Annotated in this window: 28 protein-coding genes; 17 read left to right on the top strand and 11 right to left on the bottom strand. The window is 43.1% G+C overall.

Annotated features, from left to right (window positions below; genetic code table 11):
* Position 1: 1 nt before the first annotated feature.
* Positions 2 to 1,882 (bottom strand): phosphoenolpyruvate carboxykinase (GTP), encoded by a 1,881-nt coding sequence (locus VMUT_RS08190; protein ID WP_048056968.1) that lies wholly within the window; start codon positions 1,880 to 1,882, stop codon positions 2 to 4.
* A 123-nt stretch (positions 1,883 to 2,005) separates the two neighbouring features.
* On the opposite strand from VMUT_RS08190, the gene VMUT_RS08185 reads away from it, so the two are divergent.
* Complete coding sequence (locus VMUT_RS08185) at positions 2,006 to 2,821, top strand: hypothetical protein (protein ID WP_013604953.1); 816 nt, start codon at positions 2,006 to 2,008, stop codon at positions 2,819 to 2,821.
* On the opposite strand, the gene VMUT_RS08180 is transcribed toward VMUT_RS08185, so the two are convergent.
* Complete coding sequence (locus tag VMUT_RS08180) at positions 2,822 to 3,595, bottom strand: hypothetical protein (RefSeq protein ID WP_013604952.1); 774 nt, start codon at positions 3,593 to 3,595, stop codon at positions 2,822 to 2,824.
* A gap of 163 nt (positions 3,596 to 3,758) precedes the next feature.
* On the opposite strand from VMUT_RS08180, the gene VMUT_RS08175 reads away from it, so the two are divergent.
* On the top strand, positions 3,759 to 4,034 hold the full coding sequence (locus VMUT_RS08175) for a hypothetical protein (protein WP_013604951.1): 276 nt from the start codon (positions 3,759 to 3,761) through the stop codon (positions 4,032 to 4,034).
* A gap of 97 nt (positions 4,035 to 4,131) precedes the next feature.
* Here VMUT_RS08175 and VMUT_RS08170 read toward each other — a convergent pair whose 3' ends face one another.
* Positions 4,132 to 5,742, bottom strand: coding sequence for a bifunctional ADP-dependent NAD(P)H-hydrate dehydratase/NAD(P)H-hydrate epimerase (locus tag VMUT_RS08170; RefSeq protein WP_013604950.1), 1,611 nt, complete (start codon positions 5,740 to 5,742; stop codon positions 4,132 to 4,134).
* A gap of 60 nt (positions 5,743 to 5,802) precedes the next feature.
* On the opposite strand from VMUT_RS08170, the gene VMUT_RS08165 reads away from it, so the two are divergent.
* From VMUT_RS08165 to VMUT_RS08135, 7 genes are all read left to right on the top strand, one after another.
* A complete protein-coding gene (locus VMUT_RS08165) occupies positions 5,803 to 6,126 on the top strand; it encodes an Hsp20/alpha crystallin family protein (RefSeq protein ID WP_013604949.1) in 324 nt (107 codons plus the stop codon).
* Positions 6,126 to 6,743, top strand: a complete 618-nt coding sequence (locus VMUT_RS08160; RefSeq protein ID WP_013604948.1) for an HAD-IB family phosphatase — start codon at positions 6,126 to 6,128, stop codon at positions 6,741 to 6,743. The genes VMUT_RS08165 and VMUT_RS08160 overlap by 1 nt, the downstream gene beginning before the upstream one ends.
* Positions 6,744 to 6,823: 80 nt before the next feature.
* Positions 6,824 to 8,089, top strand: a complete 1,266-nt coding sequence (gene eno / locus VMUT_RS08155; RefSeq protein WP_148224711.1) for a phosphopyruvate hydratase — start codon at positions 6,824 to 6,826, stop codon at positions 8,087 to 8,089.
* Positions 8,090 to 8,159: 70 nt separating this feature from the next.
* A complete protein-coding gene (gene rpsB, locus VMUT_RS08150) occupies positions 8,160 to 8,837 on the top strand; it encodes a 30S ribosomal protein S2 (RefSeq protein WP_013604946.1) in 678 nt (225 codons plus the stop codon).
* Between the two features lie 68 nt (positions 8,838 to 8,905).
* Complete coding sequence (gene amrB / locus VMUT_RS08145) at positions 8,906 to 9,766, top strand: AmmeMemoRadiSam system protein B (protein WP_048056967.1); 861 nt, start codon at positions 8,906 to 8,908, stop codon at positions 9,764 to 9,766.
* Between the two features lie 68 nt (positions 9,767 to 9,834).
* Positions 9,835 to 10,116: a hypothetical protein gene (locus VMUT_RS08140; protein WP_013604944.1), complete on the top strand. Its 282-nt coding sequence runs from the start codon at positions 9,835 to 9,837 to the stop codon at positions 10,114 to 10,116.
* Between the two features lie 75 nt (positions 10,117 to 10,191).
* Entirely contained in the window at positions 10,192 to 10,554 is a 363-nt protein-coding gene (locus VMUT_RS08135; RefSeq protein ID WP_013604943.1) for a hypothetical protein, read from the top strand.
* Positions 10,555 to 10,579: 25 nt separating this feature from the next.
* On the opposite strand, the gene cmk is transcribed toward VMUT_RS08135, so the two are convergent.
* Genes cmk through trm10 form a run of 3 tightly spaced genes read right to left on the bottom strand, consistent with a single transcriptional unit; the run spans position 10,580 to position 12,493 of the window.
* Positions 10,580 to 11,125, bottom strand: coding sequence for a (d)CMP kinase (cmk, locus tag VMUT_RS08130; protein ID WP_048057255.1), 546 nt, complete (start codon positions 11,123 to 11,125; stop codon positions 10,580 to 10,582).
* A 5-nt stretch (positions 11,126 to 11,130) separates the two neighbouring features.
* On the bottom strand, positions 11,131 to 11,397 hold the full coding sequence (locus VMUT_RS08125) for a 50S ribosomal protein L34e (RefSeq protein WP_013604941.1): 267 nt from the start codon (positions 11,395 to 11,397) through the stop codon (positions 11,131 to 11,133).
* A 28-nt stretch (positions 11,398 to 11,425) separates the two neighbouring features.
* Positions 11,426 to 12,493, bottom strand: a complete 1,068-nt coding sequence (gene trm10, locus VMUT_RS08120; RefSeq protein ID WP_013604940.1) for a tRNA (adenine(9)-N1)-methyltransferase Trm10 — start codon at positions 12,491 to 12,493, stop codon at positions 11,426 to 11,428.
* A gap of 51 nt (positions 12,494 to 12,544) precedes the next feature.
* On the opposite strand from trm10, the gene VMUT_RS08115 reads away from it, so the two are divergent.
* Together VMUT_RS08115 and VMUT_RS08110 are read left to right on the top strand one after the other, a co-directional pair.
* Entirely contained in the window at positions 12,545 to 13,411 is an 867-nt protein-coding gene (locus tag VMUT_RS08115) for a TatD family hydrolase (RefSeq protein WP_013604939.1), read from the top strand.
* 64 nt (positions 13,412 to 13,475) lie between these two features.
* Entirely contained in the window at positions 13,476 to 13,904 is a 429-nt protein-coding gene (locus VMUT_RS08110; RefSeq protein ID WP_013604938.1) for a thioredoxin family protein, read from the top strand.
* Here VMUT_RS08110 and VMUT_RS08105 read toward each other — a convergent pair.
* Positions 13,901 to 14,425: a hypothetical protein gene (locus tag VMUT_RS08105; protein ID WP_013604937.1), complete on the bottom strand. Its 525-nt coding sequence runs from the start codon at positions 14,423 to 14,425 to the stop codon at positions 13,901 to 13,903. The two genes, VMUT_RS08110 and VMUT_RS08105, sit on opposite strands and share 4 nt — an antisense overlap.
* A 205-nt stretch (positions 14,426 to 14,630) precedes the next feature.
* Here VMUT_RS08105 and VMUT_RS08100 point away from each other — a divergent pair, with 205 nt between their 5' ends.
* Complete coding sequence (locus VMUT_RS08100; protein ID WP_013604936.1) at positions 14,631 to 15,959, top strand: glutamine synthetase family protein; 1,329 nt, start codon at positions 14,631 to 14,633, stop codon at positions 15,957 to 15,959.
* Positions 15,960 to 15,964: 5 nt separating this feature from the next.
* Here the strand turns inward: VMUT_RS08100 and VMUT_RS08095 are convergent, their stop codons facing one another.
* Positions 15,965 to 16,360, bottom strand: a complete 396-nt coding sequence (locus VMUT_RS08095; RefSeq protein ID WP_048056966.1) for a type II toxin-antitoxin system VapC family toxin — start codon at positions 16,358 to 16,360, stop codon at positions 15,965 to 15,967.
* Between the two features lie 6 nt (positions 16,361 to 16,366).
* A complete protein-coding gene (locus tag VMUT_RS08090) occupies positions 16,367 to 17,611 on the bottom strand; it encodes a translation initiation factor IF-2 subunit gamma (RefSeq protein ID WP_013604934.1) in 1,245 nt (414 codons plus the stop codon).
* Positions 17,612 to 18,404: 793 nt separating this feature from the next.
* Here VMUT_RS08090 and VMUT_RS08085 point away from each other — a divergent pair.
* Positions 18,405 to 18,935, top strand: coding sequence for a hypothetical protein (locus VMUT_RS08085; RefSeq protein WP_013604933.1), 531 nt, complete (start codon positions 18,405 to 18,407; stop codon positions 18,933 to 18,935).
* The gene (locus VMUT_RS08080) at positions 18,923 to 19,321 is read left to right on the top strand and encodes a hypothetical protein (RefSeq protein WP_013604932.1); all 399 of its coding nucleotides are present in this window, start codon (positions 18,923 to 18,925) and stop codon (positions 19,319 to 19,321) included. The genes VMUT_RS08085 and VMUT_RS08080 overlap by 13 nt, the downstream gene beginning before the upstream one ends.
* Here VMUT_RS08080 and pyk read toward each other — a convergent pair.
* Positions 19,318 to 20,685, bottom strand: a complete 1,368-nt coding sequence (gene pyk / locus VMUT_RS08075) for a pyruvate kinase (protein ID WP_013604931.1) — start codon at positions 20,683 to 20,685, stop codon at positions 19,318 to 19,320. The two genes, VMUT_RS08080 and pyk, sit on opposite strands and share 4 nt — an antisense overlap.
* 133 nt (positions 20,686 to 20,818) lie before the next feature.
* On the opposite strand from pyk, the gene VMUT_RS08070 reads away from it, so the two are divergent.
* Positions 20,819 to 21,682 carry a hypothetical protein gene (locus tag VMUT_RS08070; protein WP_237699630.1) on the top strand — a complete coding sequence of 288 codons (864 nt, stop codon included), beginning with the start codon at positions 20,819 to 20,821 and terminating at the stop codon, positions 21,680 to 21,682.
* Here VMUT_RS08070 and VMUT_RS08065 read toward each other — a convergent pair.
* Positions 21,675 to 22,565, bottom strand: a complete 891-nt coding sequence (locus VMUT_RS08065) for a hypothetical protein (protein WP_013604929.1) — start codon at positions 22,563 to 22,565, stop codon at positions 21,675 to 21,677. The two genes, VMUT_RS08070 and VMUT_RS08065, sit on opposite strands and share 8 nt — an antisense overlap.
* A gap of 125 nt (positions 22,566 to 22,690) precedes the next feature.
* On the opposite strand from VMUT_RS08065, the gene VMUT_RS08060 reads away from it, so the two are divergent.
* Entirely contained in the window at positions 22,691 to 23,131 is a 441-nt protein-coding gene (locus tag VMUT_RS08060) for a CBS domain-containing protein (protein ID WP_013604928.1), read from the top strand.
* Between the two features lie 56 nt (positions 23,132 to 23,187).
* The gene (gene leuS / locus VMUT_RS08055; protein ID WP_048056964.1) at positions 23,188 to 26,229 is read left to right on the top strand and encodes a leucine--tRNA ligase; all 3,042 of its coding nucleotides are present in this window, start codon (positions 23,188 to 23,190) and stop codon (positions 26,227 to 26,229) included.
* Positions 26,230 to 26,259 lie beyond the last annotated feature (30 nt).

Below are 26,259 nucleotides of genomic sequence, written 5' to 3'. Positions count from 1 at the left end.
ATCACTCAAACTTTTGTGGTGGTATTACATCACCATACTTACTCCTGGCGTCCAGCAATCTTTGTTTCTGTTCCTCAAGCACATCAAAGAACCTCTTCGGTATTGTTGGTATTTCCGAGTATATCTTCCAAATCCTATCTATCTTCTCAAGGAGCTTAGTGGTCCTTATTGCAAATTGCTTTGTATAGTCCTCAAGCCCATAATCCCTATTGAGTACCTCCCTGAACAATATCCTTAAGTCCTCATACCTCGGTATATAGCCTATGGGTGTCGTTATGGCATTAAGCTCATTATGGATCCTCCTCTCCATCCACTGAAGCCAGACCCTCTTATCCTCCTTACTATTTAGGAATCTTCCTTGTTCATCCCTAAGGAAGTAATTAACGCCGAATATCTTCGGAGGCCTTGTAAGCACCTCACCAAACTTTAGGTAATTCGATATGTAAACACCAAGATCCACAGACAGAAAGTCCAGGTTAGCCATTGGGTTAAACTCTCTCTCGCCGGGTTTGCCTATCACTGCGGCAGTCCTCTCCGACTCAAGTGATGCGGCTATCGTTACTACACCATGCTCCCAATTAAAGGATTCAAAGACAGGCACCAGTGTGTCGGGGTCTCTGCCACCGAAGATTATTCCACCAACGACAACACCATTAGGATCATCATAGGCTGGATCCAGGTTCTTAAATGCCTTTAATGATACCGTGAACCTGGCATTCGGATGTGATGGTGGTACTGGATTACCCTTCTCATCCGTCTTACCCTTCCACCACTTACCCGTGTAATTAATACCCCTCTCAGGCTCTGGTTTGCCCATTCCATTCCAGTAAACCTCACCATTCTCTGTAATCAATATATTGGAGAATATTATCTCATTAGGCCTGGTTAGTACCTCGTATATTAATGGATCATCAATGGGGTTTATACCCTCAATAATTCCAAAAACACCCACTTCAGGATTGACTGCCTTGACCTCACCATTGACATTCCTTAGGAATGCTAGGTCATCCCCAAGTAACCTACCAATCATTGCAGTTGATGTCTTGCCTGAGTACGAGGGAAACGCCCCAGTGAAGTATGTGACCCTACCCCTCGGCCCCTCAACACCGATTAGGAACATGTGCTCACTGAGCCAGCCCTCTTCCATTGCCCTCTTTATCGTGAGCCTAAGGGCTAGTTTCTTGAGACCAATGCTGTTACCGCCGTATTGCGTATTTACTGAGTATACGGTCTCGCCAGGGAGATCTATGTAAATCCTCCTTTGCTTAATGTTCTTGCTTTGTTTCATTTCATTCAATTCTCCCTGAGAATGAAGAAACCTAAGGAACCTGGCCCTCTCGCCCTGCTTGACAAATTCATCGTAGGCAGCCCTATAGAGTATGTTCTCGTTATGCATTACGTAGTAGGAATCCGTTATTTGAACAGCCAATATACTGAATGGGGAACCCTTAGGTCCAAGTGAGTAAAAGCCTACCAGCATCTCCCTACCCTTCATTACTCCGTCAAGCAGTGAGTACATTTCCTTCAATCCCTCATCACGATCCTTCGTCCTTATAAACGGTAGCTTCTGACCACCAGGCAGTAATATAGCCGTGTCCTCACGGGCTCTAGCCTGGTCGTAGGGACTATCGAAATGCACAGTATGCCCAGGAATCTTCAGTGGCATTTCCTCACCAATTTCTATGGCCTTCTTCCTAATGTAGTCGAAATCCTCGGAACTACCCGTGTTTATAAACACGGAGTCGGGTTTACAGAGGTCTATTGCCCAGGCTATAAACTTGTGGAGTTCGGGATTCTTTATGTTCATTAATCTTCGATACATTTCATCACTCATTTTACTTCGGAGGATTTGATCAACCTCATCTAATGCGCTCGGTCCCATTAGACCTATTACTACTCATGTCCTTATAACTATTTCTCTATAAGTCACAATACCATAACAATTGGGTAAACCCATTTAACCCTCAGCAACTCATATAAATTCGAGGTATTAATTATCTAATGTATGGCATGGGACACCAGGTATACCCTGGTGTTGCTAGCGATAGTAATTGTGTTGTTAGCAATATCAATAATTATTTATCTTAATCCCATAATGACGAATACAGGCAACATACTGACTCAGGAAAACACAATGCAACAACAGTACCTTGTACCGATTAACCTAACAATAGGATCGGTATTAAATTACACAAGGAGCATATATGACCACTTAGGTTTGGTAATCATGAATCTAGAGAATATTTATTATTATCAACGTGTTAATACGACAAATATAATAAATGCGGTAAACCGTAGTAATACTAAGGTAATTAACGCATTATCTAGGGTAAACTCAACAATCATTAACTCGATTAAAACGACCCAAAGTAATATTGAAGTAAACGTTACATCAACAATAAATAATGTGGGGAATTCGATATATAATGCTATAACTAATGTTAGTAATTATGTGGCCAGTAATAATACTAAGATCATTAATTTACTTAATGAAATAACAGGTAGGACGGTTATGTATTATCAACTGTATGGCGCGCCTTACATGGTAATACAACAGACCTACACATTATTTATGTTCAGTAATTTAACGCTTGTGGAGACCCTGCTTATAAACCTAAGTATTCCAGCCGGCGGTAATGTAACTATTTACTGCTACACAGTACCCGGTACACAAATAAGTACTCCAGTATACTCAGCAATATCAACAACCTCAGAGACAATAACTGCAAGTATTAGTAATTACCCATGTTGGAAATTAGTAATTCAGGCACCAGGCTCAACCCTTAATTGGTACTCCGGCGTGATTCTCTATCAGGGATGATCATGGTAATCCATAGACAAGGACCAGTATTAAACCAGCTAAGACCAGTGATTCAATTAATAAACAAATACCAATCCTCCTAATACTACGCCTCAAATCATTCATCGGTAATTTACCTTCCCTAACGGCAATAAACGCCCTAATCGTCGGCTCAATAAGCACAATTAAAGACAATAATCCATCAGCGGTGTAAAGTCCGTAGGCCAGGGCTGGCAGGCTTATGAACCAAAGAAGTGATGAGTGGTATGGCTTAACACCCTGCCTAAACGGTAACTTACCCTCCACGTACAGCGCAGAGAACGCGTGGTAAATAATCCATGCTAACGACGCCACTATTACCTTAGCCACCAAATCACCGCCCATGAGGATGTACCACGCCAAGTATGTCGATGCTATTAGCGCAGTTCCAGAAACATTGGTTACCACAGACCTACCCTTCCTACGCACTACCTCAGTCATGAATAATGCAAGTGGTGTTAGGGGTATCAATAACCAAATTCCCAGGTACGGAATAAGCACTAGGTATGGGGCTGTGTTTATTAGGAATAGTAAGTAATCACGTAAACCTCTCCTGGAAGCCAAGCCTAGATGAGCTCTCACGAGGCTCATGATATTCAATAAGGCAAGGCCTGCCGTTAGAGTTAACCTAGTGATGTTAACTTGGTATTTCTCGATAATTAATAGGGTTATTAAGGAAAATAGGTAATTAGTTATTAATAGCGATAATGCGCCAGTGTCTGTATGGATCCTCCTACCAATCAATTTACTATTCATTGAACATAAATCTAGTTACCTTAGGAATAAACATTTCACTCATTACAGGTCTCGTAGGATTAATCGCAATCTGCATCAAGAACAAAATTAATCTTTACTTAGTATGTTTTTGAAGAATTGAGGGGAAACTTTTATTTATCTGGAGTTGAATTATTGAAATAGAATGATAAGGGAAACAATAGTGATAAGAAAAACGCTGTGGTTAGCCCTAAGGAAGCAATTAACTGGTGATTATGGAAACCTAGACTTTGACTGTGAAGTGCTACTAATTAATGATCCAAAGATACACATTGTCGCTTGCACCGATGGTGATGCTGTAAACGTAACAATAACCTACAACCCATTGGACATTGCCCTGGACATTAAGAAAACCCGTGAGAGAGGTAAGCGTGAACATTCACCACGGAGTAAAAGGGTAGTAAATGCACCATTAGCGTAAGTTTAATAATTTAACGATTATAGTATAAATCCAAGTGATGATCATGGTGGACCCTGATCAGTAATTGATGAGCTTCCAGGCTTCTGATAAGTAATGCCTAACCAATCAGTCTTAGGGCTTGTGGATGAATTGATGAGTTAACGATCTCATCAACACTCACTAACCTCCTAAATACCTTGGGTATGTTCTCTATAACATCAGTGGGTGTTATGTGATAACCAAGGTCCTTAGCCGCCAAGTCACCTGCAAGTCCCGTTATGAAGGCGCCAATTGCAGCTGCCTCAAGTGAATCCTGAACCTTAACCATTAATGCCGAAACAACACCAGTGAGTACATCCCCAGTACCTCCAACGGTCATCCCAGGATTACCAGTGAAATTAACCTTATACCTCTGCCCATCAGTTATTACATCAACATTACCCTTAAGCAGGACGATGCCACCCCTCAATGAAGACTTAACCACATCACGCACCATCAAAGCCCTCGACCATGTATTCCCCTCCTTAGTCACGTCTATTCCAGTCAACCACTTAAACTCACCAGCGTGTGGAGTTACAATAACATTTTTTGTGATTAAGTCCTGCCTCTTCAACTCACCAATCGCCTTAATGGCATCAGCATCAATTACTACCTTCTTACCAACATCAACAGCCCTAGAAACCAACTCAACAACAGCCTTCATAGTCTCCTCCCTAAGCCCAAGCCCAGGGCCGATGGCTATCACATGGGACTTACCGACCTGCTCCATTATTTGATCCACATGATTAAGCATTAGGTAGTCACCATCAAGGGGTATCGCTATTATGCTTGGATCATGAGCCCTGATATCCCTAGCCACATCCCTTGGGGCCATGACTATCGACAAGTCAACACCAGTCCTAAGCGACGCCTTAGCCGCTAGGTAAATGGCGCCGGTGAACTCCCTGGAACCGCCAATGAATAGTACACGGCCATTATCACCCTTCTTAGAATCAGGTTTTCTGGCATAACCCAGGTAGTATAAGTCTCCAGGGCCAATTATATGCTCTATCTCCTCGGGAATACCTATATCAGCAATCACTAAATCGCCAACATACTGGGAAACGCCCTCCTTAATCAGGCCAACCTTCGGTCTGTGCATTGTTACGGTGACGTGCGCCTTAACCGCAATATCCCTAACCTCACCAGTGTCAGGGTCCAACCCACTGGGTATGTCAACAGCCACCTTATACGCCGATGACTTATTAATTAACTCAATAGCCGTGGCCTGCGGCTCCCTAAGAACACCCTTTATCCCAGTCCCTATTATTGCGTCGATTATTACCTCAGCCCATGGATGAAAAATGTCTTGGTAGGCAAGTAAGTCATAGGGCGTTGGGGCCTCCATTATCTCTATGTTTAGTCCCCTAAGAATTCCTAAATTATCCACAACAAGCTCCTCCCTAGCATCACTAATGCGGCCCAGGAGAACCACCTTAACTTCCCTGCCCCATGAATGCAGGTACTTGGCAGCCACAATACCATCACCACCATTATCACCCAATCCAGCAACAACAAGTATCCTCCGGACCTTCGGGTACCTCTCAATAACCGTAGTGGCCACAGACCTGCCCGCATTTTCCATGAGTATGTGCCTATCAACACCCATGTAGGCAGCATTCCTATCTATAACACGCATCTCAAGTGTCGTTATCGCACCTGAGGACCAATCCCTGAAGTCAATGGGCATACTCGAGAATGACGTATTATGCCTTTAAAAACGCTTTTATGCAAGACTTAATGAAGAAACATGAATATAGCAATTAGGATTGACTTGGGTAATTGGGAAATACCTGAACATGGTGAATATAGGGAGCCTAAGCACGTGATTAGGATTGAGGGTGATCACGTAATTGCTGAGGTGGAAGTTCCAGGCGTTAGTAAGGAGAGTATAATCGTAAAACTTCTCGATGATGATAAACTCTTCATTAAGGCTGAGGGTAACAATAGGAAGTACCTACTCATTAGGGAGTTGCCTGTGTCAGTCACCGTGGAAGGCTCCCACGCGGAGTATAGGAATGGACTTCTCATAATTAAATTACTAATTAAGGGCGTGAGTATTGGTGTTGAGTGATGATTAGGGCTGCGATACTTGATGTTGATGGAGTTCTAACGTACTTCAGGTCAGCATGGCAGCACCTACATAGGGTACTCGGCACCGAGGAATGGGCTTCATTGAATAGGGAGGCCTATGCATCAGGGCTTATTAATTATAGGGATTGGGCACTTGTCGATGCGCTTCTCTGGATGGGTGTACCGAGGAGCTGGGTTGAGGTCCCTGTAACCCTAAGGAGAGGTACACTGGAATTACTAAAATTCCTTAGGGATAATGACGTATTGGTAATAGCCGTAAGCGGTGGCTTGAATTACACGGGAATCCCCATTAGGGAGTATATTAATTACTTCATTAGTAATGAGTTAGTGCTTGATAATGATGACTCATTAATATCTGTTAAGGTTAATGTAGAGAATAAGAACATAGTTAATGATCTAATTAATAGGCTGGGACTTGATTGGGATTATGTGATGGCCGTTGGTGATAGTGATATGGACTTACCAATGCTCAGGAGGGCTAGGTATTCCATAGCCTATAATCCTGTTAATGAGGAGGTTGCCAATGCGGCGAGGATCGTAATTAATTCCGATACGTTATATCCACTTATTGATCTTGTTAAGGCTATTCTTAAGTAAATGAGATGTATACGTAAAGTAAACGTATACTTGCATACAATAATGCATTAATACTGGATCGCATTAATTACTTGAGATTTATGCCGGACACTACAATGGAGGACTTGGGCATCAGGAAAATTTTTAATTCAAGGGGTGAGGAGACTGTTGAGGTTGAGGTTTACTTAACGGATGGTTATGGTAGAGCAGCAGCACCTGCCGGTGCCTCAAGGGGTTCTCATGAAGTTGTTTACTTCCCCAATGACAATGTTGATCTTGCAATAAGTACGTTTGAGAAAAACGTTGCGCCTGACCTAATGGGTCTGGACGCGTCAATACAGGGTGAGGTAGATGCTAGGCTTGAGGAAATTGATGGTACAGAGAACTTCTCTAGAATTGGTGGTGCGGTGGCCATAGCCACTTCAATGGCCGTGGCAAGGGCGGCTGCTAACGCGTTGGAAATACCGCTTTATCAACACCTCGGCGGCGCTAATGCGAGGGATTTACCATACCCACTGGGTAATGTTATTGGTGGTGGTAAGCATAGCCGTGGCCTTGGCCCTGATATTCAGGAATTCCTCGTATTATCATACGGAGCTCCAGACATTTACATGGCACTTAAGGCAAACATTGAGGTCCATAGGACTGTCTTTAAGGAGTTGGTTAAGGCTGATCCAACGTTCACGGGCGGTCGTAATGACGAAGGAGCCTGGTCAGCAAGGATTTCAACGAATACCGCATTGGATATCCTGAGTAGGGCCGTTAAGGAGGTCAGTAGTAGGGTGGGTTTTGAAATAGGTATTGGCGTTGATATGGCCGCATCGACACTCTGGAATGGTGAGAAGTACGTATATACAAATGAGGGAGTCTCGAGAACACCTAAGGAACAGCTTGAGTTTGTTAAGGGATTGATTGATAAGTACGGACTTATTTATGTTGAGGATCCATTCCATGAGGAGGACTTCCAATCCTTCGCTGAATTAACGGACTCCGTTAACGACAAGTGCCTAATCGTTGGTGATGACTTATTCACAACTAATCCATCCAGGTTATCGAGGGGTATTAAGGAGGGTGCTGCAAATGCCATAATAATAAAGCCCGACCAAATAGGGACATTATCGAGGGCTTGGGAAGCCGTTAGGTTAGCCGTATCCAACGGCTACGTACCAGTGGTATCCCATAGGTCTGGGGACACTGAGTATGAGACGCTGGCTCACATAGCCGTTGGGTTTGGAGCACCAATAATTAAGAGCGGAGTACTTGGTGGTGAGAGGATTACTAAGCTCAATGAGTTAATTAGAATTCAGGATTACATGGGTAAGGCTGCCAGGATGAATCAAACACTGACCCAGAGACTTAGGCATTAGTTCTCTATGATATACCGTGAGTGCTCAGTGGTGAAATACTTATTAATCAGATTCTTCACCGTAGTTCTCAATGGGTGAGGAACGTAAGGAGACACGTGAGGAGGGATTAGCTCCGGTTCCACCACAGGAGGAATTATTGATTGCCATTGAGCGTTACCTAGCGGCTGGTGTTAGGCTTGGTACTAGGGTGTCAAATGCATATCTGCAGAGGAGAGGTTTTGTATTCTCAGTAAGACCTGATGGGCTTAGGATACTTAACCTGAGGAAGATTGATGAGAGAATTAGGATTGCAGCTAAGATGATCGCCATGTATGACCCCGAGAAGGTAGTTGCATACTCGGCTAAGCCATACGGCTTCAAGCCTGTGGAGATGTTCTGCAAGTTCGTTAACTGCAAGGCAATAACGGGTAGGTTCATACCAGGAACATTCACAAACCCAAACCTTAACCACTACATAGAGGCTGACTTACTCATATCCACAGACCCGAAGGCAGATGCGCAGGCAATTGAAGAAGCAGCCACAATGGGTATACCAGTCATTGCTCTTGTGGATACTGACACGCCAATATCCTATGTAGACCTAATAATACCATGCAATAACAAGGGAAGAAGAAGTCTAGCCCTAGTTTACTGGTTACTGGCTAGGCAGGTACTTAGGATTAGAGGCGAGCTGAAGGAGAATGAGGACCTGCCCGTATCACCTGAAGAATTCGAGGTCAAGGTATCGCTTGAGGGAATTACCCAATAAAACACTGATTATTTGCCTAATCATTATAAAGTAAAGCGTTTATTTTCCGGTCTAGTCTAAATCACTGTATGGTTCGGGTGCGTAAACCAGCGGTTGCAGGTGCATTCTATGAGGCTGATAAGGATAAATTAATTAAGCAGATTGAGTGGTCGATAAGTCACTCATTAGGGCCAGGTCAACTGATTAGGCAGCCCCGTGAGGGGTATAAGGCCGTACCAATTGTAATAGTTCCACATGCTGGTTATATATACTCAGGCCCTGTAGCCGCCATGTCCTTCGTCGAGATCTATAGGTTTCACAAACCAAAGACCTTCATATTAATTGGACCTAATCACTATGGCGTTGGTGCGCCAGTGGCTATATATCCAGAAGGTACTTGGGAGACGCCACTTGGAGTGGTTGAGGTTGATTCGGATGTGACTAAGGAATTAATGAGCAGGGTTAAGTACCTGGAACCTGACGTGTACGCCTTCACTCAGGAGCATTCTATTGAGGTTCAATTACCCTTTATTCAATATATATTCGGTAATGACGTGAAGATCGTGCCAATAATCATTTGGAGACAGACGAAGGAGGTTGCTAGGGATCTTGGTAATGCAATAGCTGATGTAATCTCGGGTCATGAACTTGGCTCCATAGTTTATGTAGCCTCAAGTGATTGGAATCACTATGAACCTCATGAAATAACAACGGAAAAGGACATGAGGGCTATCGACCCAGTCCTTAGGCTTGATGAGGATTCGTTCTTCGATGCTATTGAGCGTTATGACGTATCAGCCTGCGGTTATGGCGCCATCGCAACGGCAATAATTGCAGCTAAGAAACTTGGTGTTAGGAACGTTATCCTCCTCAGGCACGCTACGTCTGGTGATACTAGTGGATATACGTTAGAAACCGTGGGCTATGCATCAATAGCATTCTACCTATGATGCGACATCCTATATTCAATCAAAATATTTAATTAATTTATTTTAAGAATAAACATGGAGTAATTAATATGAGTGCGGTTAGGATATTCTTCGAGATATTACTGATAATAGTCGCCCTAGCCCTAATATACTCAATAGTCGCGCCCTTTAAGACTGAGTTAAAGGCGTATATACTCAGTATTGGTAATAAGCAAGTAAGCGAGTTACTGTATGTAGGGGGCTACGTTGTTTATAAATTAGGTTACTTATCATATACATTACTAAAAATTATAGCTAAGTACTCATACCAAGCAGTACAATATTTATTAAGCAATTCAGGGGTTAAAACAAGTCTATTATTAAGTAATTGAGAGTGCCGCAATCATTTTCTCTTTGTATGAAAAAGAGAAAGATTTAAATAGAAAGAAAAACAATTAATTACTTTGATGAGCGTTATACAACCTAAGGAGGTTAGGACATGGAAGGATGAGTTGAAGGACGTGCTGACGAAGTATGTGAGGGATCCATTCAAGGACAAGATTGATGAGTACCTGGGCTTTCTCGACACATTGTATGATAAGTGGTGGAATGGTGATGTAAAGACCAGGGAATACTACGCGTATCACATGGCGCTCCTAATGGCTAAGTCAGATAAACCAAACGTAATTAAGGCAAAACTCAACAGTTACTATGCATATCTTGTCTATAAGGGCTACGTATCTGCCTATAGGCTCATGAAGGACAAGTACGTGGCTGGCGGTGAGTCAATTTATACATGGCTAAGGGCGTATCGAAAAATACTAGGTTAAGCAGGTGTGGTTGGAGGGTCACAGTCTAAAATTTACCCTTGTTACGTAATACATTATATACGTATTCGTAGATAATATCGACAACCTTCTTGGCATCTATGTACGTAGTATCAATGATTAAGTCGAAGATAGAGATATCATTGATATCAATCCCATAAATAGCCAGGTACCTCCTCCTATTGGACTCCTCACGGGTCTTAATCTCATTCAGTGCCTCCTCAATTGATTTACCATCCCTAATTAACAGTCTCTGTGACCTAGCCCTAATGTCGGCCTTCAGGTAAATACGTACATCAGCCACATCCTTAAGCATCCAAGCAACTAAGTGACCCTCAATAACTACATTATCCTTCTTAGCCTCCCTAATGGTTTCCTCATCAACAACCCTATCAATACTAAAATCAGTCTCAGCAATCCTATGAAGCTCAAGCAATGAAACACCCCTTTGAATAGCGATTTTCCTAAATAACTCACCAATGGACACAAACCTATAATTCAGTCTATTAGCTAATTCCCTAGCCACTGTGGTCTTCCCACTAGCTGCTTGTCCACTAATGGCTATAACGCCCATCTTAATCACGTCGCTGATAATCGTACAGCCGTCCTAAGAGCCAACGCCAAACACCTATGGCAAATGTAACCACCGTATGGCCTTGACACTGTTAAACCAGCAACGCGTCTCGCCTTAACCCTGGTCTCATCAACGCCCTGCAGTGGCCTACCACAGATAGCACACCTAGGCTTAGATGCAAATCTCTTTTTATAATGAACCACGTGTCTACCGCCTGGCGTCCTGGTTTGCGTCCTCCTTAATTTCCTTGACCTTAATGCTGGTCTTGGCATAATTGATCGTCAAACACCTAGTTAGTTTTTATGCTTTACTTACGTACTTATACGTTAGAGGGCCAGGCCTAGCCATACCAAGTAATAAGTACTTACTTAATTCCTCATCATCAATCACGTAAATATGGGATTTCCTCAACACAAGTTCCACCTCCTTATCGGAAGCATTGACCCAATTAATCCTATTAATCAAGGACCTTGGTATCACGAACACGGTGCTACCCTCCCCACGTAATCTATAGGCCGCCCTCTGTAATTCATAGAACAGCCTATTCACCCTATCTCTTTTTGACATCATCCTAATTATTGCCTCCTCAATACTGCCCGTCTCAAGGAGTGCTATTAATATTATCTCAATTATCTTATTTATCCTATCAGGAACACCAATCACCGAGCCCCTAAGCTCAATCCTACACCTAGGTACATTTAATCCCAACAATCCATACAACCTACCTGTCCCATCCTTAATCCTTCTTTCCTTATCCACAATACCGCCTATCACGAAGGTGGAGATCCTAGTAATTAATTGCTCACTAAGTACGCAATCACCCTCCGGGTCAAGCATTACGGCGTTATCATGAATAATCGGTTTATCCCGTCTAATAACTACACCGTGCCTAAATCCCCTAGCAAATTTGCCGATTCTCTCGAGAAACTCACTAGGTGTACTCGTTAATTCCAGGTTAGAGTCCCAGAGATATCTCCTTATTGTATTTATTGAGGTTAATACCTGCTCTATGAGTTCATTCTTCTCAGAATCCGTATGCTCATTCCAAAGGGATAGATCAACTATGAAGCGAGGCTTCTGGGGAATATCCATGAGTAGGTCCAGTGATGCCGTACAATCACTTGGCTTGGCTAGGTAGGCATCACATGGTAATGCCCCCATTGATAATAACGATAGTATCTCTAGGTCATTAATTCTCGAAATAACATTACCACCAAAACCACCTAGGCAAAGTACGTACTTACCTAGCAATAAATTCACGGCAATGCACTGCGGTAAGTAATAATTGCATTTGAGTTTACGGGGTATGCACAGTCTGTGAATGCCGAGGTCCCTTAGGGCATTCAATAATTGATTACCGAGTAACACTACGGAAGGATTATTAATTTAGGCTAATAAAAACATGAACTCATAATGACTATGCGGAATAAGGACTTACCACTCTGCGATAACCATGCACATACAAACCCAGTAATCGGTATGGGCCCTAGGGAGTTGGCCAGGAGGTTTAGGAGGGAGGGTGGTAAGTTCATCGTAATAGTAGCCCTATTAACCTGGAGCCTGGGGTTAACACCTGGGGATCTTGATAGTGTTAGGAGGATGTACGATATAACCGTGGAATCCACCAGGATAATTAATGAGGAGGGTGTTAAGTCCGTAGCCATTGTCGGCTTACACCCAGCTGAGGGTTATGAATTACTTAGGAGGGGTTGGTCCAGGGAGGATGTACGTAAATTCATGGAGAAGGGCATCGACTTGGCAGCTGAGTATGTTAGGGAGGGTAAGGCCGTGGGGATTGGTGAGATTGGTAGACCTCATTGGGAGGCGCCTAATGACGTTGTTAATTTCTTCAACGAGCTAATAGAATATGCGTTTAGGGTTGCTAAGGACGTTAACGCAGTTTTGCACCTACACCTGGAGAGGAATGGTGTTAGGACAGCGTTGTCAATCACGGATATGATGAGGAGGGTGGGTAATAGGCCCTATAGCGTTGTTATGCATCATGCAGAGCCCGTAACCATTGACACAGCATATAATAGTAACGTAATGCCATCAATACCCATGGGTAGGAGAGGGGAGTTTGAGGATGCCGTTAAGCATGGGCCGAGTTTTGTTGTGGAGAGTGACTTCATTGATGATCCAAAGAGGCCAGGCGCCGTGATACCGCCGTGGACCTTGGTTAAGAAGTTGAGGGGTTACGTGGTTAATGGTATTATTAATGATGATTTCCTATATAGGATTTGTGTAGATAATATTGGTAGGGTGTATGGCATTACGTATTCATAGCCATAGTCAGTAATTAATGAATAGGCGCTAGTGGTTTTTAAAGGCATAATATTCTATTGATTGAATGAGTGACGAGGAGCGGGAATTAATTGAACGTATGTATAGGAGGATGTTAATGAGTACCAAGGAGCAGTCAATAGGCGCTAAGTCAGTAATGTGTCCTACCGGCATCATATCTCTTGATAATAATAATCTAAACTCAATGATTAAGAAATGCCTTGTGTCCGTGATTGATTTCTACGCTGATTGGTGCGTACCATGCCGAATAATGGAGCCCATACTTAATAAGTTGGCCCAGGTATTTGCTGGTAAGGTATTCTTTGGTAGAGTTGATGTTGATGAGTACCCAGAGGTGGCTGCTGGGTATGGTGTCATGTCCATACCAACCACGATATTGCTTAGGAATGATGAGGAGGTTTATAGGGTAATTGGTGCCGTTGATTATAACACAATGAGGAGGTATATTGAGATTTACCTCGGTGTTAAACCCTAGGTATTTACCTCACTAATTATTAATCGCCTGCCATCCTGCGCCGGTAATATGAATGTCAACTTATAACTATCGCCAAAGAATATTACACTGACATCATTACCAAGGTGAAGCTCCCCATCAATACCGGCCAGGATACAGTTCTCGCAGTTCCTGGCATCATCAATTATATTCCTAAATATGCTAATGGCATCCTTACCATTAATCATTATTGAAGCCACAACACCCGCATGATCACCATGTACATGATGGTCCATCTTCGCATTATACTTAGTCCTTAATGTGTCCATGAAATAACCAAGCTCCTCAATAACTTCCTTAGGTAATTCCGTTATGTGATGGTGATGATGCTCATGCCCCTCCTCAACTCCCTCTTCCTCCTCGTTCTCCCCCTCATTGCCTTCAACACCACTAAAACCAAAGGTCATACTAATTATCAACTCAAGCTCCTCATTCTGAGCAATCCTCTCAATCTCCTTACCCAATTTACGCCACTCCTCAAATCCAAGTTTTATCTGCATCATATCAACGCCAACTAAGGAAACCCATTAATAAAACCTTTTGCTTTCCTTTAAATGGGTCATGGTTTCAAGACCGAAATAATTACCGCATTGTTCAGTGGCTTAGGGTTATTTAATATACCTATTAATGCCCTTATTCTATATATAATCATGGTAAGACTAAGTATAATAAGAATAAAGCTTAAAAAACTCCTTTTGTACATTATTCGTGCCCACTAATAACCTAGAAATCGAACCAAGCGATTTATGGAGAATCCTAAAGGCCTCGGGCATAAAGTATGTCAAGTTCATAGTTATTGACATCAATGGTGCACCAAGATCAGAAATAGTCCCAATAGACATGGCCAAGGACCTATTCATCGATGGAATGCCCTTTGACGCTTCATCAATACCATCATACTCAACAGTGAATAAAAGCGACTTCATTGCATATGTGGATCCAAGGGCTGTGTACGTGGAGTATTGGCAGGATGGTAAGGTGGCTGACGTATTCACAATGGTTTCCGACATAGCCAATAAACCATCACTACTTGACCCAAGGAGGATTCTTAACGACACGCTTGAACAAGCCAAGTCTAAGGGTTATAATTTCCTAATGGGTGTTGAGGTTGAGTTCTTCGTGGTTAAGGAAGATGGTGGTAAACCAGTCTTTGCAGATTCTGGTATTTACTTTGATGGTTGGAATACTACGGCGCAATCTCAATTCATGAAGGAACTAATAACGGCAATAGCTAAGGCAGGAATTAACTACACCAAGATTCACCATGAAGTCGCCCCAAGCCAGTATGAAGTAAACATAGGTGCTATTGATCCATTAAGACTTGCAGATCAAATGATATACTTTAAGATTATGGCTAAGGACATGGCGAAGAAATACGGCTTAATAGCCACATTCATGCCAAAGCCCTTCTGGGGTGTTAACGGTAGTGGTGCCCACACGCACATTAGTGTTTGGAGGAATGGCGAGAACCTATTCCTAAGTAATACGGGGAAGATAACTGAGGAGTGCGGCTACGCAATAAGTTCAATACTGGGCAATGCAAGGGCATTAAGCAGTTTTGTTGCCCCACTCGTTAATTCATACAAGAGGTTAGTGCCTCATTATGAGGCACCGACTAGGATTGTTTGGGGTTATGCAAATAGGAGTGCCATGGTTAGGATACCGCAGTATAAAATGAGGATAAACAGGATTGAGTATAGGCACCCGGACCCAAGCATGAACCCATACCTAGCCTTCGCAGCTATGATAAAGACGATACTGAGGGGTTTTGAGGAGAGGAGGGAGCCACCATCACCGACAGAGGATGTGGCGTATGAATTAGTCAATACCTTGGAAACACCGACTACATTGGAGGATGCGCTTAAGGAGCTTTCTAAAAGCTTCCTATTTAGTGAGTTTCCAAGTGATTTGATGAATGCGTACCTGAGGGCTAAACAGAATGAGTGGGAGGATTACCTAACTAGGGTTGGTCCCTGGGAAAGGACTTGGAATGTAATAACTGATTGGGAGTACAGCAAATACCTAGTTACGGCATAATCACCTTACTCAAAATCAGCCTCTAATCTACCTGAACTCGCCCTTAAATAAATCGTTCTAACACCCGCATTTCTCAGCCTCCTTAGTAACTTCATGTCGCATGTCACGGCAACACAACCATACGCCCTAGACACCTCGATTACAGAATCATCTGGTGAGCCATAAGCCTTAGCAATTGAGAAGTTATTAATAACGTAATTAAGGGCGTTACTTGACGCCCTAGCTGTCCTAGGCCTACCCCTACTCAACTTTACCAACTCATTAAATACTGGGTATGGTATTACCGGTATTACTAGTGTATTGATAATTTTAAGGACCTGGTCAATTGCTCGCACACCCTCAGTAAACATAAGTAATAACGCACTGGTGTCAAAGACTGCACACTCTATTTTAAAATCCATTAAAACTCACTCAAGGACCGTATTACCATCCTTAAGTATTCCATAACCAACAATCCTCCATCTATTATTAACCTGCTTAGTAATGACCACCTTGGAATTCTGCTCTGTAGAGACCGCCTTCCTCAACGTTATATCGAGCTTACCACCATGGAATCCCTTCACAATACCCATCACTGCTGCTGAACCCACATGCACCATTACAATATCCCTGGGCTTAAACGTCACATCCCTTAACGCTTGATCACCAGGTTTCTCAATCCTATGAAACTCAAGGGTTAACTCACTCCATACAGGTGGTAATGTGCCAGGCTTACCAACAACACTACCAACGAGAGAGTCAGCCTTCGTTAACGCCGGATCAAGCTCTGTACCAATACCCACTAAGCCACCTGGTCTAGCCTCCTCAATACGTTCATTACCGATTGCTATGCTAACGATCCTTGTGATTATCGGTTCATACTTATTACCCAATTTAAGGCCTGGTCTTATCTCGATTTCATCATTTACCTTTGCTGAGCCCTTAATAACCGTACCACCAAGCACACCACCAACCAACTTATCTGGTGAAGTGCCTGGCTTATTAACGTTGAAGCTCCTAAGGACAAACATCCTGAAATCACCACCAGAGGCCTCCCTAGGTGGTACTAGCTTATCGATTAATGTGGATATGACCTCTATATTGACCTTATGTAGTGAGGATATGGGTATTACCGGCGAGTTCTTGGCCCACGTATTACCAAGAAACTGCTTAATTTGCTTATAATTCTCAAGCGCCTGCTCTTTGTTCACTAGGTCGAGCTTGTTCTGAACGACAATTAATTTGTTAAGGCCCATTATCGTCAATGCCGTGAAGTGCTCCTCAGTCTGTGGCTGAGGTACTGGCATTGATGCGTCAATCACTAGGAGAGCGGCATCGATGTAGGAAATACCGGATATCATGGTGCTTATTAGGACTTCGTGGCCAGGCACATCAAGTATTGACACCTTCCTCTTAAGTGCAGGTTCATCACCATTAGGGCACTTACCATCCTTAAGCAAACCATCACTAATTATCCTAAACTCACTATCCATTGATGGGCACTCATAAAGGCCAATTGTTATGTAGCCAAGCTTAACAGTCATGGCCCTCTTAATCTCCTCACTATACCTAGCAACCCAAACGCCACTAAGCGCATGTACCAGTGTTGTCTTACCGTGATCCACATGACCAGCAGTCGCAATAATGGCATCCGGGTAGATGTATTTACTCATTCAAATCGAACTGGCATTAAGGGTTTAATAAGATTTCAGCATATGAAAGGTACAAAACCATTATCGAATGGAATAAGTTTTATATCGGGCAAGGCAATAATTAGTCTGCGGCCATACACCCAGCCACGGCCAATAACCGGGCGAGCCCGGCAACGGCTCGCCTGAGGAAACTTCCCCACAATACCGTGGATCCCCGCGGGGCAACCCGCCGACCGAGAGGTCGTCAGGGGATAATGGCCCAAATAGGGACCTGTGATCTCCACGGGTGAGGTCCGGGTAGGGCCTTAGACGAATGGTACAGAAGGGGAGTTATGCCGTGGCTGGGTGTATGGCTGGCCAAGGCAATTATTTTAGGTATTATTTTTATTTATTCATAGTGACTTAGGAAATTATTGAAGATTAAAGGGAAGAAAATATAGATTTATTTTTAATGAGTATCGCTTTCGTAACTAACGTATCGGCTTATTTCTTCTTTTCCTTCTTCTCTTCCTTCTTTCCCTCTTCCTTCTTCTCCTTCTTGGACATACTGTTCTTGATTTATATTGCGGTTTCTTATAAAGGTTGTAATTTTAATTTATAGTGTAAAAGTTGGATTGTGGCAGGTGTTTAGCTACGTTGATTCAATACATGCCTAATAAAGCATTTATCTGCTTGCTTCGTCATGCCTCACGTGGATTTGTATGAGTTTAGAGTCATTAACTCGCGTCTAATGATGTTTTTCTCCCAATGTTTCTCTCTCTTTTTATCCAATTAATTAATTAGATTCTTCGACCGCTAATTTCTGAAGGCAATAATGTTTAGTGATTTTTTAAGGAAAAATTGGTATTGGATCCTAGGTGCTTTAGCGTCTTTCCTGCTATTCATAATAAGTCCCGTACTATTTATTATCGTGTTTGCCGTTATTTTAGCAATTTACTTCCTTGTTATTAGGCGTAGGAGGGGTGGTGTGAATGCGGAGGGGGTTGTCACGACTAGGGTTAGGGTATTAAGGAGTGTGTCCTCTCAGGGAGTTAATGATTTAAGGTTGAGCAGGGTCTGTCTCAGTGTTGGTGTTGGCGAAGGGGTAGTACGCATTGGTGATAGGTGGATCTCGGCATTATTAATTAGTACCTTGGACTACTCATTGCTTCGTGATATTATTGGTCTCGGAGCCGTAATTAGTGATAATAATAATCATTACCTGGTAATTTACGGTGAAAGCGTTGATGATGTTTCCGTTAAACTCAATACGGCAATTGAGCTACTTAAATCCCGTAATGTCCTATTTAGGCAGCTATCATCATCTGATATAATTAATGAGGTGATACTGAGATGGATGAATTAAGTGAGAAGGGTAAGGAGTTGCTTAGGAAGGTTTTGAGTAGGGGTAGGATTGCCTACGATTCATTGAACGAGGATGAGAGAAGGGTCGTTGATGAATTAGTAAGGCTTGGTTATGTTAAGCTTTACCTTGAGCCAAATGGTAAGAGGATCGGCGATGCATTGAGGATAACCGGCTTAACAAGTACTTCCCATGGCAAGCCCAATTACATGAATTACCTATGCCTAGTACTGGCATCGCTAATACCATTATTGTTCCTATACCTATCAATAAGGTCATTAATCATGGGTTACGCATTAATCGGTGTATTCTTCCTAGCCATTAGCGCGGGTCTCGCCTATGTCATTTACTTAATCACGCGTAGAAGGCATTGCCTAGATCAAGTTTAGACTCTGAGTATCCTTATACTATAGTCATTGTATGTGTCTATAACCCCATGTGTCAGAAGGACAAGGTCACCCTTAGCAATCAAGCCACCCCTTATTAACTGATTCAGTGTCTCCCTCTCGCCCTCATCGTATTCCCTAATATTCCCAATTAGTATAGGCTCCACACCCCAATAAAGCCTTAACCTCCTCATTATTCTCTCATCACTGACACCAACGTAGGTAGGCACCCTAGGCCTATACCTAGAAATGGCCTCGACGAATCTACCACCCCTCGAGTAAATGACTATCTTTGCACCAATATCCTCAGCCAACTGAACGATGCCCAGGGCGAGCCTATCGGTTATATTCGCCATCACATCCCTCTCGACATGGACCTCATCCTCATACTCACTGGCAACCCTCCTCAACCATTGCACAGCCTCAACAGGGTATTTACCAACGGCGGTCTCGCCAGTTAATAATAATGAATCAACGCCCTCCGTGACCGCATTCGTTATATCCACAACCTCAGCCCTAGTCGGCACTGGTTGCTCAATCATTGACTCCAATAACTGTGTTGCTACCATCACAGGTCTACCGCATTTTTGGGCCTCCTTAATTATTGCCGTCTGTATCCTGGGTATTTCCTCAAGGTCAAAGTGCATACCTAGGTCACCCCTGGCCACCATCACATAATCACTCGAGCAAACAACATCCTTCATGTTCCTAACAGCGTCGGGACCCTCAATCTTAGCCACAAGCTTTATCCAATCACCACCAAGCCTCCTCAACTCGGTCCTAACTTCCTCAATATCGTCAGAACTCCTAACGTGGCTCACACCCACGTAGTCCATCCCAACCTCCACAGCGAACTTAAGGACCTCTCTATCATAATCATCAAGTATTGGTAATGGGTAATCCTTACCCTTAATAACCACGGCCTTCTCCTGGGCAATAATCCCAGCAGTTAATGCCGTGAGAACCGCATTATTTCCCGAAACCCTATCAACACGCAGTCTTAATCTGCCGTCATTCATCACGATAATATCATCAATCGTTATAACCCTAAAGAATGATGGATTAGGTATTGGCACGAAATTCCCAACTGCCTCCTCAGCGAGTCTGAATTCCACAGAGTCGCCAGTATTGAGTGTTAGGGGTTTCATGCTTCCTGTTCTAACTCCAGGGCCTCTTAAATCACCAAGTACGGCGATATCACTCCTAAGTTCCCTGGCGTTTAATATCCTGGACTTCCACTCCTCGGTATTACCGTGGGAGAAGTTTATCCTTATTCCATCAACATACTTAATGAGCTCCTTTAACACCTCTGTTTTTTCCGAGGTCGGTCCTATGGTCGCCACAATCTTTACTTTACCCACAACCACGCCATATTACTGGGATTATAAACCTTAGAGAACGCGGGTCTACTGATTCATTCTTCATAATTGCATTGCCAGGGTAATACTTTATAGTTAGCGCTATGTGTATTTCATAGTATAAGTTACTTAGGTGATTCATTTGCCCAGGCTCGACACTGTGCCATGCATGGAATTAGTTGGTAAATATGCCGTGCTTCATTGGGGTAATGAGGAATTTACCATACCCAGGCTTAAGCATGGAGTGCTCTTTTTAATGTCAGGTTACGTTGGTTCACAAATACATGGTTGTGAATACAGGATACACCTAGACTACTTGAGGGGTAGGATTGTTAATGAAGGCGTAATTAATGGGCTCCAGGAACATTCAAGGCAGCTTGGTGTTAATGAGGATGGGCTTGGGCTTGAGCTTGGTTGGAACCCCATCATAGTTAATCGCGGTGAGGAGGGCGTCTACTTCTTCAATTCTAAAATGAAGAACTGGATTGGCTATGCAGACTTTAGTAAGCCTTTTATTCAGGAGGCTTCGCTTGTAATGATTAGAAGAAACGTACCAATCCTCGGTCTTCCCGACTTAATAATAAACCTGGATAATAAGCCCACGTACATATTAGAGTTAAAGACCACTAATAATTCGACAAATCTGAAATTCATGAGGGGTAGGGAGGCGCTACAGGCAGAGTCGTACTTCCATATGATGAATTACCTGGGGCTTAACCCACGGGGTGCAGCCATCATAAAGATTGTTAGGGGATCAGAATTTCGAATAATTGATAATATAGACCTAATCATTAGATCCTTGGATGGTGGTGAGGATTTTGTGAGATTGACGAAGTACGTTGTTATCCATAGGATCAACGTTAGAGACTTCAATGATTTCCTTAAGGATGTGGATTATTCCCTCGATTATTGGCTTGGGCTTAGAAATCCAAGGCCATCACCCAGTAGGGGATTATGCTCAGGCTGTGAGCATAGGAGGTATTGCCCATACAGTGTTGTTAGGTAATTCTTGGTAATGATAGCAGTAATATCACTAACACGTATATTATTGGTGCACCTATCAATAATACAAATAGGGAGGGAATGAATGCATAGGCAAGACCGAGGATTGCCTCAATGATCGTTAACCAAACCCACGTAGTCCTAAACGCCTTACCTAGGCACGCCACATGACTAAAGAGATATGGACAATTAATTACTTTTCTCAGGTTCGTATCCACAGAACCCTCAATGACCCTAACCTCACCATCAACCTGAATGCCGGCATTAGCCAGAAGCCTTAGTAATGACGTGGAGTATTTCGTGAGATTAACACCGTTATAAAATGATATGTCTAACTTAATCCTCCTAACAATCTCAGCGAGGCTCATTGACTGAACAAGCTTTTCACCAAGTTCTGATGACAAAGCCCTCCTAATGCTGAGGAAATTAACCACACCCGTCGGCTCCCCAGTCCTTATGTCAAATGGTGATATTAAACTGCCAGGTAATTCTAGGGATGATGGATATGGTATCAATATATCGGTAATGCCTATTCCATCACTGCTCACGGCAAGGTTAAACAGCCTAATGCTTGGTGAGAAATCCATTATTCTCCAAGTATTGCTCAATGAGGGTATGTAACCCCTAAAGAATTGTATTACGGAACCATCATCCCTAATGAAGTACATGGTAATGTATGCATAAAAACCCCTTAGTACAATTGTTGCCCGTCTCAGGGTATTCACTATGATTAAATCCATAGAGAGTGGGCAGGTATCGCCAGTGCGGGAATGCCTTGTTAGTTCATGAATAATCACGGTCTTAATTCTCAATCCTATTATTGACATAATGAGCAATATTACGAAGATCATGATTCCAATTATGAACTGGTTTATTAAATATGCCATTACTTAATAATGATCGCATTCTCTTTTTAAATTATTTTATCATTTTCCTTCAGCTCTTATTTATAATGGTTTATCATTTTAAATAACGCATAAAGTTTATAAATGATTATATGCGACATTTGTCGATGAGCTTTACCGTTGACAAAGTAATAAAAAGGGAACCGCTCGTAATAAGTGAGAATGCCAGGGTTAAGGATGCAGTTAACATAATGAGTAGGGAGAATGTGGGTATATTAGTAATTGTTAATAATGCAGGTAAGCCAATTGGTGTTATTTCTGAGAGAGACGTAATAAAGGCGTTGGCCCGTGGCAAGGACCTTAATGCTAAGGTAACCGAGGTTGGTACTGTAGGGAATTTAATAACAGTGGGTCCCAAGGACAGCATTTATAGGGCTGCCCTGCTAATGAATGACCATAAGATAAGGCATCTAGTGGTTATGGATGGTGATAAATTACGCGGTGTCATCTCCATTAGGGACATAATTAGTGAGGAGAGGGTTATTTCGAGACTAGCCGAACTCGCCGAAGCCAGGTCCTCTGAAGCCGAAGTTAGCGGTGCTGATTAAAAAGCTTAAATATGGGTAGTAATTATTAAAAACGATGGATTTTCTCAGGAAGTGAAATGGAATCGTTTAAATCAAAGGTTGAAGAGCTGTATAGCGATTTTTTGAGGGAGATTAGGGAAATTGAGCGAAAATGGCAGAGGGAGTGGTATGATAAAGGAATGTTCAATGCTGATCCAAAGCCAGGTAAACCCAAGTACTTCATAACGGTGCCATACCCATACGTATCAGGTTCACCGCACATTGGTCACAGTAGAACATACACGATAGGCGACATAATAGCCAGGTATAAGAGAGCCAGGGGCTTCAATGTATTATTCCCAATTGCATGGCACATAACCGGGACACCAATACAGTCAGTGGCTGACAGAATAATGAAGGGTGACCCGGATGATATAAGGCTGTATTCCTGGTACGTGAGTTTATACATTGATGACCCAAGTAAGGTTAAGGAAGTACTAGGCACATTCACTAATCCCTGGAACATAGCCCAATTCTTCGCCTCAGTCTACATTAGGGACTTCATGTCCATGGGATACTCAATGGACTTCAGGAGGCAATTCACGACTGGTGATCCAGACTATAACGCATTCATTATTTGGCAGTACTACAGGTTAAGGGAGACTGGTTACATAACACAGGGAAGCCACGTAGTGCTCTACTCACCTGACGAGAACCAGGCGGTGGGTGAGCATGACATTAAGGGCGGTGACGAAATGACCATAGACATACTCGAGTTCAACCTCGTGAAGTTTAGACTGGAGAATTCCAATGAGTACCTAGTCGCGGCTACGCTAAGGCCCGAAACAATTTATGGGATCACAAACGTGTGGATTCATCCAAGTGTTGGGTATGTGATTGCTGAGGTTAATGGTGAGAGGTGGATAATTTCAAAGCCAGCGGCATGGAAATTAAGTTATCAGGGTTATGATGTTAAGTTGGTCGGTTCAATACGTGGTGAGGAGTTGATAGGTAAATACGTAATTACGCCGCTCATTAATAGAAAGGTTCCAGTATTACCTGCAAACTTTGTTGATGAGAACACAGGCACGGGGGTTGTCTATAGTGTACCCGCCCACGCGCCCTACGACTATGTAGCCCTAATGGACCTTAAGAAGGATGAGAAGACATTGAGTGAGTACGGCATTAAGGAAATCGTAGAGTCAATAGAGCCCATAAGCATCATTAAACTGCCCAATTATGGTAAGTACCCCGCCAAGGACGTGGTTGAGAAGCTCGGTGTTAAGGGTCAGAGCGATAGGGAGAGACTTGATGAGGCAACGAGGATTGTGTATAGGGAGGAGTTTTACAATGGTGTTATGAAGGAGAACACATTATTCCCTGGGCTTAGTGTTAATGAGGCTAGGGAGAGGACGATAAAGGCACTGAGCGAGCAGGGGGCGTGGGGTAGGATGTATGAGTTAGAGCCTAGGAATGTATATACGAGGAGTGGTAACCCAGTCATTGCGGCCGTGATTAAGGATCAGTGGTTCCTTAATTATGGAAACCCAGAGTGGAAGGCGAAAGCGTTTAAGTGCCTTAACTCCATGAGGATAATACCCGAGAAGTACAGGAAGAACTTTGAGGACGTATTTAATTGGTTATCCATGAGACCGTGCGCGAGGAAGAGGGGGCTCGGTACGAGACTGCCCTGGGATCCCGACTGGATAATAGAGTCCCTAAGTGACTCAACAATATACATGGCTTACTACACAATTGCCCATAAAATAAGGTCAAGTGGTCTTGACAAAAAGCTTGGGGAATTTGCTAAAAGGGTCATAAGCAGTAAGGGTAATGATAAGGAGGCCCTAAACGCAATAATGACCTTCTTTAATTACATATTCCTAGGTGAGGGCGATCCAGGTCGTGTTGCAGAGGTGTTTGATGTTAGTAAGGAGTTAATTGAGGACATGAGAAATGAGTTTGATTACTGGTACCCAGTGGATGAGAGACATAGTGGTCCTGATTTAATAAGTAGTCACCTGAGCTTCTTCGTGTTTCATCATGTTGCCATATTCCCAGAGAAGTATTGGCCAAGGTCAATAACCTTTAATGAGTACGTGATTAGGGAAGGCATGAAGATGAGTAGGTCATTAGGTAACGTACTTCCGTTACCCTATATACCAAGGAAGTACAGCAGTGACCTTGCGAGGCTTTACCTAGCCTCAGCCACAGACCTTGATTCAACACTTGATTGGAGGGAGGATGACGTGACCAGCGTCGCGAGTAGGTTCTCTAGGTTCTGGGATCTCACGAATGATATTATTAAGGAGGGAAGATCGTTAAGTAATGTCAATGTTAAGAATTCATCATTGATCACGCAGTGGCTAATTTCTAAGGTGAATAAGGCGATTCGTGACTCAACGATTGACATGGATAATGAGAACATTAGGGGTTACACTCTTAAGGCATTCTTTGACCTACTCTCGTCCGTTGAGAAGTACCTGGAAATTACGGGCGTTATTAATGTCAGTAAGGACGAGGTTAGATGGGCCTTGTGGTACGTCCTTGAGCGCTGGGTTAAGTTGTTACAGCCAGTGATGCCTCATATTGCTGAGGAGCTTTGGCATAGAATGGGTAATGAAACATTCGTATCCCTGGAACCCTGGCCTGAGTATAATGAGGAATTGATAAATGATGAACTGGACATAGCCTTAGACCTGGTTGAGAGGACTATAGAGGATATCCAGGAGATACTCAGGGTTACTAAAATAACGCCTAAAGCCGTGCATCTTTACGTAGGGCCATCAAGTGAGTATTACAAAATTGTTGATGAGGCTATTAAGCTCATTAATGAGGGTAAGACGATGGGCGAGACGATAAGGGCAATCGTCAATAAGCCTGAGTATAGACGTATGGCTGATAGGGTAGCTAACCTTGTTTCTAAGGTCGTTGATGGAACAATACCTAGGAAAATAGTTAGTAGAGAAATGGAACTAAGGGTCTTTAAGGAATTGAGCAACTACATTAAGTCCAGGATTGGCGCTGAGGTCATTATGCAAGACGCCATAAGCCCAACCTACGACCCTGGCAATAGGGCTAGAAATTCATTGCCAGGTAGGCCCGCCATTTATGTGGAGACTGCAGAAGAAGGTCGATAAAATAGAACCAGGGGGTGTCAGGCGAGTAGC

The organism is Vulcanisaeta moutnovskia 768-28 (genome assembly GCF_000190315.1).
Classification (GTDB): Archaea; Thermoproteota; Thermoprotei; order Thermoproteales; family Thermocladiaceae; genus Vulcanisaeta; species Vulcanisaeta moutnovskia.
Note: the sequence above shows the minus strand (reverse complement) of the source record. Positions and strands in the feature narration are given on the sequence as shown.